The following is a 14,645-nucleotide window of genomic DNA, read 5'->3' as shown; positions in this document are numbered from 1 at the left end:
GGACGTTACCCGCGCCTCCTCGTTCGTGCCCGTGGCGTCCAGAGAACTCCCAGCGTCGGCTCATCGAACCGCTCTGTCCCCCGCGGCGACCCGCCTGGGAACCCGGCACCCCGGGCGACTAACGTCGGGCCCATGACGACTTATGACCTCATCGTGATCGGAGCCGGCGCGGTCGGCGAGAACGTGGCGGACTACGCCACCCGCAACGGCCTCAAGGTGGGCCTCGTCGAAGCCGAGCTCGTCGGTGGCGAGTGCTCGTACTGGGCGTGCATGCCCTCCAAGGCGCTGCTGCGCTCGAGTGCCGTCGTGCGGGCGGCCAAGTCGCTCGACGGGGCCAAGCAGGCCGTGACCGGTGACGTCGACGTCGCCGCCGTCCTCCGTCGCCGCGACTCGTTCACCAGCAACTGGGACGACTCGGGTCAGGCCGACTGGGTCGAGGGCGCCGGCATCGACCTCATCCGCGGGCACGCGACCATCACGGGCGTGAAAGAGGTGACGGTGAACGGCGAGGTGCACCAGGCGAAGTACGCCGTCGCGGCGGTGACGGGGTCTTCGGCGCTGCTGCCCGACATCCCCGGCCTCGCCGAGTCCAGGCCCTGGACCAGCCGTGAGGCCACCAGCGTGAAGGTGATGCCGCAGAGCGTCGTCATCGTCGGGGGCGGCGTCGTCGCGGCCGAGATGGCCACGGCCTACCAGCAGCTCGGCTCGACCGTCACCCTGATCGCCCGCAGCGGTCTGCTCGGCGGACAGGAGCCCTTCGCCGGCGAGCTCGTCGCCGACTCGCTGCGCGGACTCGGCGTCGACGTCCGCCTCGGCGTCTCGCCCTCGAACGTGCTGCGCACCGAGCACGACACGGTCGAGGTCACCCTCGACGACGACTCGACGGTGATCGCCGACGAGATCATCGTCGCGACCGGCCGCGTGCCCCGCACGACCGACCTCGGGCTCGAGAACGTCGGACTCACGCCGGGCGAGTGGCTCGACGTCGACGACACCATGCTCGTCAAGGGCACCGACTGGCTCTACGGCGTCGGAGACGTCAACCACCGCGCCCTGCTGACCCACCAGGGCAAGTACCAGGCCCGTGCCGCCGGCGAGGTCATCGCCGCGCGGTCCTTCGGCAAGCCCGTCCAGGCCGAGCCGTGGGGCGCGCACGTCGCCACGGCCGACGACGCCGCCGTGCCGCAGGTCACCTTCACCGACCCCGAGGTGGCGAGCGTGGGCCTCACCGCCGACGCCGCAGGCAAGCGCGGCATCGACGTGAAGGTCGTCGACTACGACCTCGCGGCCGTCGCGGGCTCGGCGATCCACTCGGACGAGTACCGAGGTCAGGCCCGCCTGGTCGTCGACGAGTCCCGCAAGGTGATCGTCGGCGCCACCTTCGTGGGCCCCGACGTGAGCGACCTGTTGCACGCCGCGACGATCGCGGTCGTCGGCGAGGTGCCGATCGACCGCCTCTGGCACGCCGTCCCCTCGTACCCGACGGTCAGCGAGGTCTGGCTGCGGCTGCTGGACGCGTACGGCCGTCCGTGATCAACCCGCTGGTCGACTCCACGATCTCGAGGCTCGGCTGCGCCTGGGCGACGGCCGTCGGCCTCGCGGTCGGGGTGCCGCTCAGCGTCGGCCGGGTCCGCGTGGTCGGTGACCTGATCGTCTGCCGGGGCCTGCCCCGGTGGGCGTTCAAGCGCGGCGGCACCTGCGTCGGCCGGGTGTACCTCACCCGCGACAACGACGGACCGCGCGTCCTCGAGCACGAGGCCGTGCACGTCCGTCAGTGGCAGAAGTACGGCATGCTGATGCCCGTACTGTACTTCTTGGCCGGCAGCGACCCGCTGTCGAACAGGTTCGAGATCGAGGCCGGCCTCGAGAAGGGCGGATATCGATGACCCGCACCGTGATCATCACCGGGGCGAGCAGCGGCATCGGCCGCGAGGCAGCCCGCGAGCTCGCGAAGGGCGGCGCCGACGTCGCCGTCGTGGGGCGGAACCCCGACCGCACGCAGGCCGTGGCGGACGAGGTGGGCGGGACGGCCTTCCTGGTCGACTACGACCGCCTGGACGACGTCCGGTCGCTCGCCGACCGACTGCTCGACCGCTACCCCACGATCGACGCCCTCGCCAACAACGCCGGAGGCCTCGTCAGCGAACGCGGCGTGACGGCCGACGGTTTCGAACGAACCCTGCAGTCGAACCACCTCGCGCCGTTCCTGCTGACCCGGTTGCTCCTGCCGCGCCTGCTCGAGAGCGGCGGCCGCGTCGTCTCGACGGCGAGCACGGCGAACCTGATGGGCCACGTGCGACTCGACGACCTCAACTGGTCGAAGCGCCGGTGGGCGGGCGGCTGGCGTCAGTACGGCACGACCAAGATCGAGACCGTGCTGTTCGTCCGCGAACTGGCGAAACGCACCGGGCTCGAGGCGTTCTCGTTCCACCCGGGCATCGTCGTCACCGGCTTCGGCTCGGACTCACGCACAATGCGCGTCGCCAACGTCCTGACCAACGGCAACTACGGCATCTCGGCCTCGGCCGGCGCCGTGCCGCTGATCCAGCTCGCGGGGCCGACGACGATCGCGGTCGAGAGCGGCACGTACTTCGACCAGCTGAAGCCCCACGGCCGACTGCACCGCCAGGCCACCGATCCGCTGCTCGCCGAGGCACTCTGGGAGCGCACCTCAGAACTCGTGGGACTGCCCGCCGAGGTCTAGGCCGAGCCACGGGCGCGACCCGACGACACGGGCGGGGCCCGATGACCAGGGCAGGAGGCGCGACCGACGAGGCCGCGCCTCCTGCGTCGTCGAGGCCCGCGGGTCAGGACTCGGACCTGCCGACGCGCCAGTACCCCATGAAGGCGACCTGGCGGCGGTCGATGCCGACCTCGCTCACCAGGAAGCGCCTCAGGGTCTTGATCGCCCCCGCCTCGCCCGCGAACCAGGCGTAGAGGTCGGCGCTGACGGCCGCACCGTGCGGGTCGTCGCCGTGGGGGACGTCCCAGAGGACGTCGTGGTCGACGTCGACCTCGCTCACCTCGACGCCGTGGTGCCAGGCGGTGACGTAGCGTGCCGTCCAGCGGCGGACCGCGACGACGAGGGCCTCGCCGTGGCCCGAGGTCGCCTCGCGACGCGGCAGCCAGTGCACGTCGACCCCGGGAGGCGCGACCAGGTCGAGCTCGTCGGCCGCGGTCGGGATCTCGATGAAGACGCACCCCCGCGCGTCGGAGGGCAGCGCCTCGACGATGGAGCAGATGGCCGGCGCCGCGGTCTCGTCGCCCGCCAGGAGGAGGGTGCGCGCGTCGCCCGGCGACCACTCGACCCCGCTGCCCGTGACGCCGCTCGTGGCGTCGGGGCCGACGAGCATCAGCTCGTCGCCGACCCGTGCCCGCCCGGCCCAGGCCGACGCGGGCCCGGTGTCGCCGTGGCAGACGAAGTCGACGTCGACCTCACGCTGCGCCGGGCGCGCGGCCCGGGCCGTGTAGGTGCGGAAGACGTTCTGCCGCTCGGCCGGCAGGGCACGCCACGACGAGTACCAGTCGTCGGTCGGGAAGTCGTCGTACCCGGTCGTCTCGAGGGGCAGGACGACCTTGATGCGCTGGTCGAGCCCGTCGACGCCGAAGTCGCCGAGGTCGTCGCCCGTGAAGGTGATCCGGACGAACGACGGCGCCAGGCGACGGACGGCCGCCACGCGGACTCGGTAGGGGCGGTGGGCCGGCTTCGCCGGGCGCTCGACGGTGGCGGTGGACGCGGTCGTCATGGACGTCGCCGCTCAGGCCGCGGCGGGGGTGCCGACGTGGAAGAGCTGGCGCAGGTCGTGCCGGAGGTCGTAGGCGAAGGCCGGAGGGCCGCCGAGCCAGACGACGTGCTCGCCGGTCGCGACGGTCTCGGGCTCGACGTACATCTCACCGAGCCAGGCACGGACGGCCCGCTCGAGGGCCTGGCCCGGAGCGCAGGACGTGCCCGTGCCGGGGACGCCGGAACGACGGTCGCGGGCGAGCCAGCTGACGGTGACGCGACCCGGCGAGGCGAGCGGCACGACGTCGTCGGCGCTGTCGACCTCGACGAACACCTGACCCCGGGCACAGATCGGCAGGACGGAGAGCATCTCTCGCAGCACGGGGATCGACGAGGCGTCCGCGGCGAAGAGGACGCGGAGGGCGTCGTGCGGCAGGGGCGGGTTCTGGTCTACGAGGAGCATGTCCCCTTCAATATAGGTAAGGCTTGCCTCATCCGCCACACGGGTCTCTCGACGGACAGCGACTTCCCCGGCGTGGTGGTAGGTTCTGTCGGGTCCGGCGTCCGTCAGCGACGCCCGGAACGAGGGGCCGTGCCGTGTCCGACAGCAACACGGTGGCGGATCGCGTGGACCGGTTCAGCAGCGACCGGGACTCCCCCGCCGAACGACCGAGGGGCCCTCCCGCGCCTCCGGTCCCCCGTCGCCGTGGACGAACCGCCACGGCCGTCCCCGGAAGGCCCCACCAGGTGCGCACCCTCCCCCTCTCCGCCGCCGTCGCCGCGCTGTTGCTCCTCGCGACGGGCTGCTCGTCCGCCTCGTCCCCCGACGGGTCGGGCACACCCGACGCCGACGCCACCGTCACGGTCGGACTCGTGCTCGAGCCGAGCGACCTCGACATCCGCAGCACGGCGGGCATCGCGCTCGACCAGGTGCTGATCGACAACGTCTACCAGGGTCTCGTCGGCCGCACGCAGGACAACGAGATCCGCGACGTGCTCGCCGAGAGCCACACGATCAGCGACGACGGCCTCACCTACACGTTCACGCTGCACGACGGCGTGACCTTCCACGACGGGGCCGCCCTGACGGCTGACGACGTCGTGTGGTCGCTGTCGCAGGTGAAAGACGACGCCTCCCTCGCGAACCACGCCGACCTCGCCGCCGTCTCGACGATCACGGCCCCCTCGGCCGACACGGTCGTGCTGACGCTCTCGCGGCCCGACTCGTCTCTGCTGTTCGACCTCACGGGGAGGGCCGGTCTCGTGCTGCAGCAGTCGGCGACGAACGACCTGTCGACCACGGCCAACGGCACGGGTCCGTTCGAGCTGACGAGCTGGCGCCAGGGCGACAACCTGCAGCTCGGGCGTTTCGCCGACTACTGGGGCACCCCGGCGAAGGTCGCCGGAGTCACCTTCCGGTACGTGACCGACCCGTCCGCGGCCATCAACGCCTCGATCTCGGGCGACGTCGACGTGCAGACCGCGGTCGACGCGACCCTCGCCGGCCAGCTCGACGGCGTCGACGGCATCACCGTCGAGAAGGGCAAGACGACCGACAAGTACACGCTCGCCTTCAACAACGCCGTCGCACCGTTCACCGACGCGACCGTCCGCAAGGCCCTCCGACTCGCGATCGACAACGACGCGCTGATCGCCGCCGTCGGCGGTTCGGCCGTCGACCAGGGCGGTCCGATCCCCGAGCTCGACCCCGGCTACCAGGACCTCACGAACGTCGACGCGTACGACCCCGACGAGGCGAAGGCCCTGCTCGCCGAGGCCGGCCACGACGGCGACCTGTCGCTGACCCTCGAGTACCCCAACGTCTACCCGACCGCGATCGGTGACGTGCTGACGACGCAGCTCAAGGCCGTCGGCGTCACGTTGTCGGTGCAGCAGGTCGACTTCAGCACCTGGCTCGACGACGTGTACTCGAACGGGGACTTCGAGCTCAGCATGGTGAACCACGCCGAGACCCACGACTTCTCGAACTGGGCGAACCCGGACTACTACTGGAACTACGACAGTGCTCCCGTGCAGCAGCTCTACGCCGAGTCGATCGCCGCGACCGACCCCACGGTGGCCGACGAGAAGCTCGCCGAAGCCGCGAAGATCGTGTCCGAGGACGCTCCTGCCGAGTGGCTCTACACGGCGACGACGTTGACGGCGATCCACGACGGCGTCACCGGGTTCCCGACGAGTTCGACCACGACGCGCCTCGACCTGGCCGACCTGGCCAAGGCGGAGTGACCCGCTTCGTCGCCGGCCGCCTGCTCCTCTTCGTCGGGGGGCTGGCCGTCGCGAGCGTGCTCATCTTCGCGACGCTGCGGTTGCTGCCGGGCGACGTCGCCCAGGCGATCGCCGGCACGACCGGGTCGCCCGAGCAGGTCGCGGCCCTGCGTCAGCAGCTCGGCCTCGACCGGCCCGTCGTCGCGCAGTACCTCGACTGGGCGGGCGGCCTGCTGCGCCTCGACCTCGGCGAGTCGCTCGTGACGGGCACCCCCGTGATCGACGAGGTGCTCGACAAGCTCGCCGTCACCCTGCCGCTCGCCGGGCTCTCGCTGGTCTTCGGGTTGCTGATCGGCATCCCGCTCGGGGTGACCAGCGCACTCCGCCGGGGCCGCGCCTCCGGGGTGGTCCTCGGCACCGGGGCCCAGCTGCTCGCGGCCGTGCCGGTCGTCTGGGCGGGCATGCTGTTGATCGGCGTCTTCGCGGTGACGCTGCGGCTGCTGCCCACGCAGGGGTTCCCGGCCGACGGCTGGAGCGACCCCGGCCGGGCCCTGCGCTCGCTCGTCCTGCCGGCGCTCACGATCGGCATCGTCGAGGGTGCCGTCCTGCTGCGGTTCACCCGGTCGGCGGCCCTCGGCGCCCTCGACCAGGACTACGTGCGGACGGCCGCGGCGAACGGCATGACGCGGTCCCGCGCCCTCGTGCGACACGGACTGCCGAACGTCCTGCTCAGCGTGGTGTCGATCCTCGGCCTGCAGGTGGCGGGCCTCGTGGTCTCGGCCGTCATCGTCGAACAGCTGTTCACGCTGCCGGGCCTCGGTCGCATGCTGGTCACCGACGTCGGCCGCCGCGACCTGACGAAGGTGCAGGGTGAGCTGATGACGCTCACCACGCTCGTGCTGGCCATCGGCCTGGTGATCGACGTGGTGCACCGCCGGCTCGACCCGCGCCTCCGGGAGGACGACCGATGAGGCGCGGCGCGTTCGTCCGCGACCTGCTGGGTCGACCGCAGGGTGCCTTCGGCGTCGGCTGGCTCGCCGTGGTGGTCGCGTGCGCGGTCCTCAGCCGGTTCTGGACGCCCCTCGACCCCTTCGACACCGACCCCTACTCGGCCTGGCTGACGCCGTCACCCGCGCACCCGTTCGGCACCGACTCGGTGGGACGCGACATCTTCAGCTACGTGTTCGCCGCCACCGGCACGACGGTCGTCGTCGCCGTCGCCTCGGGGGTCGTCGCGACCGTCGTCGGCGTCGGCCTCGCGGCCCTCGGCTCGTTGACGGCCCGCTGGGTGCGCGAGTCCGTCGCCGTCCTGATCGACGTGCTCGTGGCGTTCCCGACCCTGTTGATCGCCATGGCCCTCGCCGCCGCGTTCGGCGGGTCGCTGACGGTCGTCGTCGTCGCGGTCGGCATCGGCTACGGGGTCTCGATCGCCCGGGTCAGCCGGTCGGAGATCCGTCGGGTGGCACGGACCGACTACGTGCTGGCGGCCCGGGCGAACGGCCTCGGCACCGGGGCCGTGCTGCGGCGGCACCTGCTGCCGAACGTCGCCCCCGTGTTCGTCGTCCAGCTGTCGTTGTCGATGGCGACGAGCGTGCTCGCCGAGGCGGGACTGTCGTTCCTCGGCTACGGCGCCCCCGCCGACACCGCGTCGTGGGGCCGGCTGCTCAGCGACCTGCAGAAGTTCATCGGCATCCACCCGGGCTCGGTGGTGTGGCCCGGTCTCGCCATCACCCTCACGGTGCTGGCGCTCAACCTGCTGGGCGACGCCGTGCGCGACGCGTCCGACCCCCGTCTCCGGTCGGGCCGTGCGGGGCGTGGCGCCGCGGCCGGCCCGACCGGGCGGCCCACCGGTCCGACCGGTCCGGTGACGCCCGCAGCGCCCTCGCGACCCGTCGCCCCGGAGGTGGTCTCGTGAGCCTCGTGATCGACGACCTCACCGTCACCATCGGCGACCGTCGCGTCGTCGACGGCGTCTCGCTCGACGTGCCCGACGGCGCCCGGGTGGGGCTGATCGGCGAATCGGGTTCGGGCAAGTCGCTCACGACCCTGGCCGTGCTCGGCCTGCTTCCCGACGGTGCCCGGGCCACGGGCAGCATCCGGCTCGACGGGCGCGAACTGCTCGGCGCCTCCGAGCGAGAGCTCGCGGGCCTGCGGGGCCGCGTCGTCGGCACGGTCTTCCAGGACCCCGGCACGACCCTCGACCCGGTCGTCACCGTCGGCCGGCAGATCGCCGAACCCCTGCGGCTGCACACCCGGATCGGTCGGCGCGACGCCCGCGCCCGGGCGGTGGCCGCGGCCGCCGAGGTCGGCCTGCCCGAGCCCGAGAGCGTCGTCGACCTCTACCCGCACCAGCTCTCGGGCGGTCAACGCCAACGCGTCGGCATCGCCATGGCCCTGATCAACCGGCCTGGACTCGTGCTCGCCGACGAACCGACGACGGCCCTCGACGTCACGACGCAGGCCGAGGTGCTCGCGCTCTTCCAGCGCCTGGTCGACGAACGGCGGACGTCGCTGCTCTTCGTCACGCACGACCTCGCTGTCCTCTCACGGATCACCGACCACGCCGCCGTCCTGTCTCACGGCCGCGTCGTCGAGAGCGGCCCCGTCGAGCAGCTGCTGCACCGCCCCGAACACGAGGTCACCCGCGGACTCATCGAGGCGACGCGGGCGACGACCTGGAGGGCCTCGTGAGCGACCGGACGACCGACACCGCGCCTCCTCTGCTCGTGGCGCGCGGACTCACCCGCACCTTCACCCTGCCGCGACGGTCGCCGTTCCAGCCGGGTCCGGTCCGGCACGCCCTGGTCGACGCCGACCTCGAGGTCGCGGCCGGTGAGAGCGTCGCCTTGATCGGCGAGTCGGGGTCGGGCAAGTCGACCCTCGTGCGCCTGCTGCTCGCCCTCGACCGGGCCACGTCCGGCACGGTCGCGTTCGACGGCCGCACGGTCGCACCCGACCGCGCCTCGCGACTGCGCTGGCTGCGACGTCAGACGGGCATCGTGCCGCAGGACCCCTACAGCTCGCTCGACCCGCGCATGCGCGTCGGCGACACGATCGCCGAGCCCCTGCGCGCCCTCGGCGTCGAGGGCGACCACGACCGCCTCGTGGCCGAGATGCTCGAACGGGTCGGCCTCGACGCCGGCGACGCCGAGGCGTGGCCGCACGAGTTCAGCGGCGGGCAACGGCAACGCATCGCCCTCGCGCGGGCACTCGTGCACCGCCCGCGACTGCTGATCGGCGACGAGCCGATGAGCGCCCTCGACGTCACCGTGCGCGCGCAGGTCCTCGACCTGTTGCGAGAGCTCCGCGACGAACGGGGGCTCGCCCTGCTGCTCGTGTCGCACGACATCGGGCTCGTGCAGCACCTCGCCGACCGGGTCGCCGTGCTGCGCGACGGCCGCATCGTCGAGCAGGGCGCGACCGACGACGTCCTGCGACGGCCGCGGCACGCCTACACGCGCACGCTCGTGGACTCGGTTCCGACGCTCGACTAGGCCCCTCCGCTCACCACGTCGGCGGGTGGCGGCGCTGCCAGCGCAGGCGCCGCTCGAGCTGCGCGCCGATCGCGAGCAGCACGTCCTCGCGGCCCGGCCTCCCGATCAGCTGCACGCCCGCGGGCACGCCGTCGACCTCGGCCACCGGCAGGCTGATCGCGGGCAGCCCGGCCACGTTGACGAACGACGTGAAGGGCGAGTACAGGCACTGCTGCTCGAAGTTGCGCTCGGCGTCCTCGGCGTCGTACCAGCCGATCGGGCGCGGCAGCATCGCCAGCGTCGGCGTCAGGACCGCGTCGAACGGGGCGAAGCGCTCGATCACGCTGCGCTCGAAGGCGGTGAGACCGACGAGCGCCGCCGACAGCTCGCGAGCCGTCACGCGCCGCCCCTGCTCGACGAGCCACCGGGTGATCGGTTCGAGCAGCCCGAGCTCGGCCTCGGTCTCGGCCGGGATGCCCGCCGCGCCCGCCTGCCAGATCGTGCGGAACAGCGCCGGGTAGTCCGACGGCGGCAGGCTCGTCTCGTCGACGCCGTGGCCCATCGAGGCGAGCAGGTCGGCGGTCTCGCCGAGGACGCCGAGGAGGCGCGGGTCGACCCGGACGTCGAACGCGTCGTCCCACGGGCTGGTCGTCATCACCGCGACCTGGTACCGCCCCTCGCCCCGGACGGCGGTGCCGAGGTAGGCCCCGTCGGGCGACGGCGGGGCCCAGAGGGCCTGGTGGTGGCGCGGTGGGTGCCCGTCGGGCGACACCATCGCGTCGAGCAGCAGGGCGGCGTCGGCGACCGACCGGGCCAGGGCCCCGCCGACCGGCAGCCCGGCGAGGCTCGTGAGCCCCGACTGCGCCGGCACCCGACCCCGGGAGGGCTTCAGGCCGACGAGGCCGGTGGCGGCGGCCGGGATGCGGATGCTGCCCCCGCCGTCCGATCCGGGGGCGAACGGCAACAGACCCGCGGCGACGGCCGCCGCGGCCCCGCCGCTCGATCCACCGGCACCGGTCCCGGGCGCCCAGGGGTTCCGCGTGGGCGGGCCGACGAGCGTCTCGGTGTAGGCGGTCAGTCCGTACTCGGGGGTCGCCGTCTTGCCCAGGCTGACGGCCCCGGCCTGGTCGAGGGCCTCGGTGACCTCGGACGACGTCGTGGGCACCCGACCCCTGCTCAGGCGCGACCCCGACCAGGTCGGCACGCCCGCGCGGTCGCTGAGGTCCTTGTCGGCCAGGGGCAGCCCCCACAGCGCGGCGACCGACGGACCGGCCGCGGCGAGGTCGTCGGCCCGCTCGAGTGCGGCGTCGGCGGTCACGGTGACGAAGGCCCCGAGGTCGCCGTCGAGCCGCGCGATGCGCTCGAGGTAGTGGGCGGTCAGTTCGCGGGGCGAGACCTCGCCGCGACGCAGCCAGTCCCACTGCTCGTGGGCGCTCAGGTGGTGGAGTTCGAACACCCGTCGAGCCTAGGCCGCTGGCCGGCACGCCCGGCACGTTTTCTGGTACATTTGTCCCATTCGTGCTCCCCCGGCCGCAGGTCGCCGCCGGGACCGTCGCGCGTCTCGACAGGACTCCGTCATGGGTTACCTCTTCCTCGCGCTCGCCATCGTCGGCGAGGTCTTCGCCACGAGCTTCCTGAAGGTCACCAGCGGCCCCGACGCCAAGTGGTGGCAGTACGCCGCGGTCGTGGTCGGCTACGTCTTCGCGTTCGCCATGCTCTCGCAGTCGCTCGGCAAGGGCGTCCCGCTCGGCATCGCCTACGCGATCTGGGCAGGCATCGGCGTCGTGCTCGTCGCCCTGATCAGCTGGATCTTCTTCAAGGAGCCCCTGACGCTCGTCCAGCTCGGCGGCATCGTGCTCGTCATCGGCGGCGTCACCATGCTCGAGCTCGGCGGCCGCCACGAGGCCGCGGCCTGACCCGGTGGGCGACCCGACCTCGGGCGACGGCCGGCCCCCCGACGACACGGCCACCGGCGGCCCGGCCCTCACCCCCAAGGGCGAGGCGAGGAGGCGCGCGCTGCTCGACGGCGTCCTGACCGTCCTCGAGGCGGGCGGCCCCTCGGCCGTGACGCACCGGGCGGTCGCCCGGGCGGCCGGCGTCCCGGTCTCGGCGGCCACGTACTACTTCGCCGGCCGGGACGACCTGCTGCGCGCGGCGCTACGGCACGCGACCACCGACTGGGCCCGGTCGTTCGACCGCCTCGAGCGCGCCTCCCTGCGTGACCTGGCCGAGACCCTCGTCCGATACGCCGTCACCGAACGGGGGGCGGCGCGGGCGCAGTACGAACTGCTCTTCACCGCGATGCGTGACGAGTCGCTGCGCGAGGACGCCGAGCTCTGGTACTCGTCGCTCGAGCACGTGCTGTCGCGGGCGGGCGTGCCGCCGGACCGGGTCGACGTCGCGGCCCTGGCGGTCGACGGGTTGATCGTCCGCATGCTGTGGCGGGGCGAACCGGGCACCGCCGCCGCGACCGAACGGGTGCTGCGACAGGTCGTCGGACCGCTGTCCTGAGCCGTCGGCCTCCGACGCGCGGCCGGTTCAGCCCCTGCGACGCTTCTTGAGCGACTTCTGCATCGTGATCGTGCCGAGCCAGCGGCCGAACTTGAAGCCGACCCGCCCCATGCGCCCGACCTCGGTGAAGCCGAGACGGGCGTGCAGGCCGATGGACGCCTCGGCGTTCTTGTCGGCGATGACGGCGATCATCTCGCGGATGCCGGCGTCGCGGCACGCCTCGACGAGGGCCTCGAGCAGGGCCCGGCCGAGTCCCTTGCCGGTCGACGCGGCTCGCAGGTAGATCGAGCTCTCGACGGTGTAGCGGTAGGCGGCCTTGCCACCCCAGGGCGTCGCGACCGCGTAGCCGAGGGCCTCGCCGGACGGGTTGACCGCGACGAGGAACGGCATGCCGAGCTTCGTCACGAAGGCGAACTTGCGTCGCCATTCGGCGAGGGTCATCGCGTCCTCGTCGAAGGTGACCGACGAGTTGGCCACGTAGTGGTTGTAGATCTCTCGCACGTAGGGCAGGTCGGCGGGCGTCGCCGGGCGGATCTCGAACGAGAAGCCGGGTTCGACCGGAGCCGGGGGCCGCAGGGCTCGGGGAAGCCGCCGTCGGGGCTGGTATTCCTCTTCGAGCACGGGCCCACTCTGCCACGCCGGGGGCGGCCCGGCTCAGGACGCGGGCGGCAGGGTCCAGTCGACGGGCTCGCCGCCCTGCGCGACGAGCAGCTCGTTCGCCCGGCTGAACGGCCGCGAGCCGAAGAAGCCCCGTGACGCCGACAGCGGGCTCGGGTGCGGCGACTCGATCGCCGGGACGTCGCCGAGCAGCGGCTTGAGCGCCGACGCGTCACGCCCCCAGAGGATCGCCACGAGCGGCCCGCCCCGCGCGGCGAGCACCTCGATCGCCCGTTGCGTGACGGGCTCCCAGCCCTTGCCACGGTGCGACGCCGTCTCGCCCGGACGCACGGTGAGGACGCGGTTCAGCAACAGCACGCCGTGGCGCGACCACGAGGTCAGGTCGCCGTGCTCGACCACGGGCACGCCCAGGTCGTCGTGCAACTCGCGGTAGATGTTCGCCAGGCTGCGTGGCACGGGACGGACGTGAGGGTCGACCGCGAAGGACAGCCCGATCGGGTGACCCGGCGTGGGGTAGGGGTCTTGACCGACGATCAGGACGCGCACCTCGTCGAGCGGCTGGCGGAAGGCCCGCAGCACGTTCTCGCCCGCGGGCAGGTAGCCGCGCCCGGCGCGCACCTCGCCCCGCAGGTACTCCCCCATGTCGGCGATGCGGTCGGCCACGGGCTCGAGGGCGGTCGCCCACGACGGGTCGATCTGCTCGGAGAGCGGCCGACGGTGGACGTGCGTCTCGTCGCGAACCGGCTCACGACCGTGCTCGTCGCCCCGGCCGGCACCGCCCGCGTCGGTCACTCGACCCCGAGCGTGCCGACGGAGACGCCGACGATCTCGCCGTCGTCGTCGAGCTGCGGTTCGACCCGCCAGACGCTGCCCGTGCCGAGCACCGCGAGGGCGCCCTCGCCGACCACGAGGGCGGTGTTCTCGTCGATCGCGACGCCGCCGCGGACGAGCCCCGCCTCGGTGGCGGCGATCAGGCGGGTCAGGGTGCCCCACTGGGCGGCGTGCACGTCGATCGCGAGGTCGACGAGCCCGAGGCCGTCGGCGAGGGTGACCTCGTCGAGGTCTTCGGCGGCGTCCTCCGGGCAGACCGGCACGTCCCCGATCAGCCAGCCGCCGAGCAGGGCCCGGTCGGCGGCGATCATGGCCCCGGCCGAGAAGCCGAGGTAGGGCAGCCCGTCGGCGACGAGCAGTCGCACCTGGTCGATCAAGGGGGCGACGGCGTCGAGGTAGGCAGGGGTGAGTCCGCCCGCGACCAGCAGGCCGTCGACGTCGCTGAGCACGCGGGTGTCGAACTCGTCGCCCGCGGTGACGATGGTGGTGAGCGCCTCGCAGCGGCCGCCCGCGGCGAGCATGACGGGGTACCCGTCGCGGAACTCGGCCGAGGGCGAGTCGTCGGCGACGACGATCAGCACGGCGATGCGCGGCACGCTGCGACCGACGGCGGCGCCTCGGACGGCGGCCTCGGCCACGAAGAGGTCGTACAGCTCGGTGTCGTCGGGCGACCATCCGCCGCCCACGAGGTGGATGCTCACGCGCCCGCCCCCGAACCGACCTCGCGCGTGACGGGCGGCAGCGCGCTCCACGGGAAGGTGATCCACTGGTCGGTGCGCTTCCAGACGAAGTCGGGCTCGAGCACGGTGCGGGGCTTGCTGTAGAGGCACACGGTGCGCACCTCGGCGGCGACCTCGGCGAGCAGGTCGCGCACGAGCACGAGCGTGCGCCCCGAGTCGGAGACGTCGTCGACGACGAGCACCTTCTTGCCCTCGAGCGACGGGGCGTCGAGGGTGGGCGGCAGCAGCACCGGCTCGGGCAGCCGCTCGTCGACCCCGGTGTAGAACTCGACGTTGATCGAGCCGCACATCTTCGTGTCGAGCGCGTACGAGACGGCCCCCGCGAGCACGAGCCCGCCGCGGGCCACGGCCACGATCACGTCGGGCACGAACCCCGCCTGCACGACGTCGGAGGCCAGGTGGCGGGCGGCCTCACCGAACTCGAGCCAGCCCAGCACCTCCCTCTCGGGAGCCTCGACCTCGAGTCGTGCGGGGGCGGCCTGGCTGTCGTCGGGTGGGGTGACCATGCCGTCAACCGTAACG

The 14,645-nt window shown here is 73.0% G+C and carries 17 protein-coding genes; 10 read left to right on the top strand and 7 right to left on the bottom strand.

Annotation, left to right across the window (positions count from 1 at the left end; genetic code table 11):
• Positions 1–132 precede the first annotated feature (132 nt).
• From AC3CCI_RS13530 to AC3CCI_RS13520, 3 genes are read left to right on the top strand one after another with little or no spacing between them, the layout of a single operon-like run.
• Positions 133–1,533 (top strand): dihydrolipoyl dehydrogenase family protein, encoded by a 1,401-nt coding sequence (locus AC3CCI_RS13530; RefSeq protein WP_488627499.1) that lies wholly within the window; start codon positions 133–135, stop codon positions 1,531–1,533.
• Complete coding sequence (locus tag AC3CCI_RS13525) at positions 1,530–1,886, top strand: Fe-S oxidoreductase (RefSeq protein ID WP_488627498.1); 357 nt, start codon at positions 1,530–1,532, stop codon at positions 1,884–1,886. Before AC3CCI_RS13530 ends, AC3CCI_RS13525 begins: the two co-directional genes overlap by 4 nt.
• Complete coding sequence (locus tag AC3CCI_RS13520) at positions 1,883–2,704, top strand: SDR family NAD(P)-dependent oxidoreductase (RefSeq protein WP_488627497.1); 822 nt, start codon at positions 1,883–1,885, stop codon at positions 2,702–2,704. Before AC3CCI_RS13525 ends, AC3CCI_RS13520 begins: the two co-directional genes overlap by 4 nt.
• Before the next feature lie 103 nt (positions 2,705–2,807).
• On the opposite strand, the gene AC3CCI_RS13515 is transcribed toward AC3CCI_RS13520, so the two are convergent.
• Together AC3CCI_RS13515 and AC3CCI_RS13510 are read right to left on the bottom strand one after the other, a co-directional pair.
• A complete protein-coding gene (locus AC3CCI_RS13515; RefSeq protein WP_354592890.1) occupies positions 2,808–3,746 on the bottom strand; it encodes a siderophore-interacting protein in 939 nt (312 codons plus the stop codon).
• A 12-nt stretch (positions 3,747–3,758) separates the two neighbouring features.
• The gene (locus AC3CCI_RS13510) at positions 3,759–4,187 is read right to left on the bottom strand and encodes an SIP domain-containing protein (RefSeq protein ID WP_488627496.1); all 429 of its coding nucleotides are present in this window, start codon (positions 4,185–4,187) and stop codon (positions 3,759–3,761) included.
• A 284-nt stretch (positions 4,188–4,471) separates the two neighbouring features.
• Here AC3CCI_RS13510 and AC3CCI_RS13505 point away from each other — a divergent pair, with 284 nt between their 5' ends.
• The 5 genes from AC3CCI_RS13505 to AC3CCI_RS13485 are packed head-to-tail and all read left to right on the top strand — an operon-like array spanning position 4,472 to position 9,444.
• Positions 4,472–5,971 (top strand): ABC transporter substrate-binding protein, encoded by a 1,500-nt coding sequence (locus AC3CCI_RS13505; protein WP_488627495.1) that lies wholly within the window; start codon positions 4,472–4,474, stop codon positions 5,969–5,971.
• On the top strand, positions 5,968–6,921 hold the full coding sequence (locus AC3CCI_RS13500; RefSeq protein WP_488627494.1) for an ABC transporter permease: 954 nt from the start codon (positions 5,968–5,970) through the stop codon (positions 6,919–6,921). The genes AC3CCI_RS13505 and AC3CCI_RS13500 overlap by 4 nt, the downstream gene beginning before the upstream one ends.
• Positions 6,918–7,865 carry an ABC transporter permease gene (locus AC3CCI_RS13495; RefSeq protein ID WP_488627493.1) on the top strand — a complete coding sequence of 316 codons (948 nt, stop codon included), beginning with the start codon at positions 6,918–6,920 and terminating at the stop codon, positions 7,863–7,865. Before AC3CCI_RS13500 ends, AC3CCI_RS13495 begins: the two co-directional genes overlap by 4 nt.
• Positions 7,862–8,641 carry an ABC transporter ATP-binding protein gene (locus AC3CCI_RS13490; protein ID WP_488627492.1) on the top strand — a complete coding sequence of 260 codons (780 nt, stop codon included), beginning with the start codon at positions 7,862–7,864 and terminating at the stop codon, positions 8,639–8,641. The genes AC3CCI_RS13495 and AC3CCI_RS13490 overlap by 4 nt, the downstream gene beginning before the upstream one ends.
• Positions 8,638–9,444, top strand: a complete 807-nt coding sequence (locus tag AC3CCI_RS13485; protein WP_488627491.1) for an ABC transporter ATP-binding protein — start codon at positions 8,638–8,640, stop codon at positions 9,442–9,444. The genes AC3CCI_RS13490 and AC3CCI_RS13485 overlap by 4 nt, the downstream gene beginning before the upstream one ends.
• Before the next feature lie 10 nt (positions 9,445–9,454).
• Here AC3CCI_RS13485 and AC3CCI_RS13480 read toward each other — a convergent pair whose 3' ends face one another.
• Positions 9,455–10,879, bottom strand: a complete 1,425-nt coding sequence (locus AC3CCI_RS13480; protein ID WP_488627490.1) for an amidase — start codon at positions 10,877–10,879, stop codon at positions 9,455–9,457.
• Positions 10,880–11,000: 121 nt separating this feature from the next.
• Between AC3CCI_RS13480 and AC3CCI_RS13475 the strand changes: the two genes are divergently transcribed.
• Both AC3CCI_RS13475 and AC3CCI_RS13470 read left to right on the top strand, forming a co-directional pair.
• Complete coding sequence (locus tag AC3CCI_RS13475) at positions 11,001–11,339, top strand: DMT family transporter (RefSeq protein ID WP_354592898.1); 339 nt, start codon at positions 11,001–11,003, stop codon at positions 11,337–11,339.
• Positions 11,340–11,343: 4 nt separating this feature from the next.
• The gene (locus tag AC3CCI_RS13470) at positions 11,344–11,934 is read left to right on the top strand and encodes a TetR/AcrR family transcriptional regulator (protein WP_488627489.1); all 591 of its coding nucleotides are present in this window, start codon (positions 11,344–11,346) and stop codon (positions 11,932–11,934) included.
• A 27-nt stretch (positions 11,935–11,961) separates the two neighbouring features.
• Here the strand turns inward: AC3CCI_RS13470 and AC3CCI_RS13465 are convergent, their stop codons facing one another.
• The 4 genes from AC3CCI_RS13465 to AC3CCI_RS13450 are packed head-to-tail and all read right to left on the bottom strand — an operon-like array spanning position 11,962 to position 14,629.
• Positions 11,962–12,555: a GNAT family N-acetyltransferase gene (locus AC3CCI_RS13465; RefSeq protein ID WP_488627488.1), complete on the bottom strand. Its 594-nt coding sequence runs from the start codon at positions 12,553–12,555 to the stop codon at positions 11,962–11,964.
• 33 nt (positions 12,556–12,588) lie between these two features.
• Positions 12,589–13,344 carry a uracil-DNA glycosylase gene (locus AC3CCI_RS13460; RefSeq protein WP_354592901.1) on the bottom strand — a complete coding sequence of 252 codons (756 nt, stop codon included), beginning with the start codon at positions 13,342–13,344 and terminating at the stop codon, positions 12,589–12,591.
• Positions 13,341–14,084 (bottom strand): Type 1 glutamine amidotransferase-like domain-containing protein, encoded by a 744-nt coding sequence (locus AC3CCI_RS13455; RefSeq protein WP_488627487.1) that lies wholly within the window; start codon positions 14,082–14,084, stop codon positions 13,341–13,343. Before AC3CCI_RS13455 ends, AC3CCI_RS13460 begins: the two co-directional genes overlap by 4 nt.
• The gene (locus tag AC3CCI_RS13450) at positions 14,081–14,629 is read right to left on the bottom strand and encodes a phosphoribosyltransferase (protein ID WP_488627486.1); all 549 of its coding nucleotides are present in this window, start codon (positions 14,627–14,629) and stop codon (positions 14,081–14,083) included. The genes AC3CCI_RS13455 and AC3CCI_RS13450 overlap by 4 nt, the downstream gene beginning before the upstream one ends.
• Positions 14,630–14,645: the final 16 nt, after the last annotated feature.

The organism is Frigoribacterium sp. CF331 (genome assembly GCF_057787905.1).
Note: the sequence above shows the minus strand (reverse complement) of the source record. Positions and strands in the feature narration are given on the sequence as shown.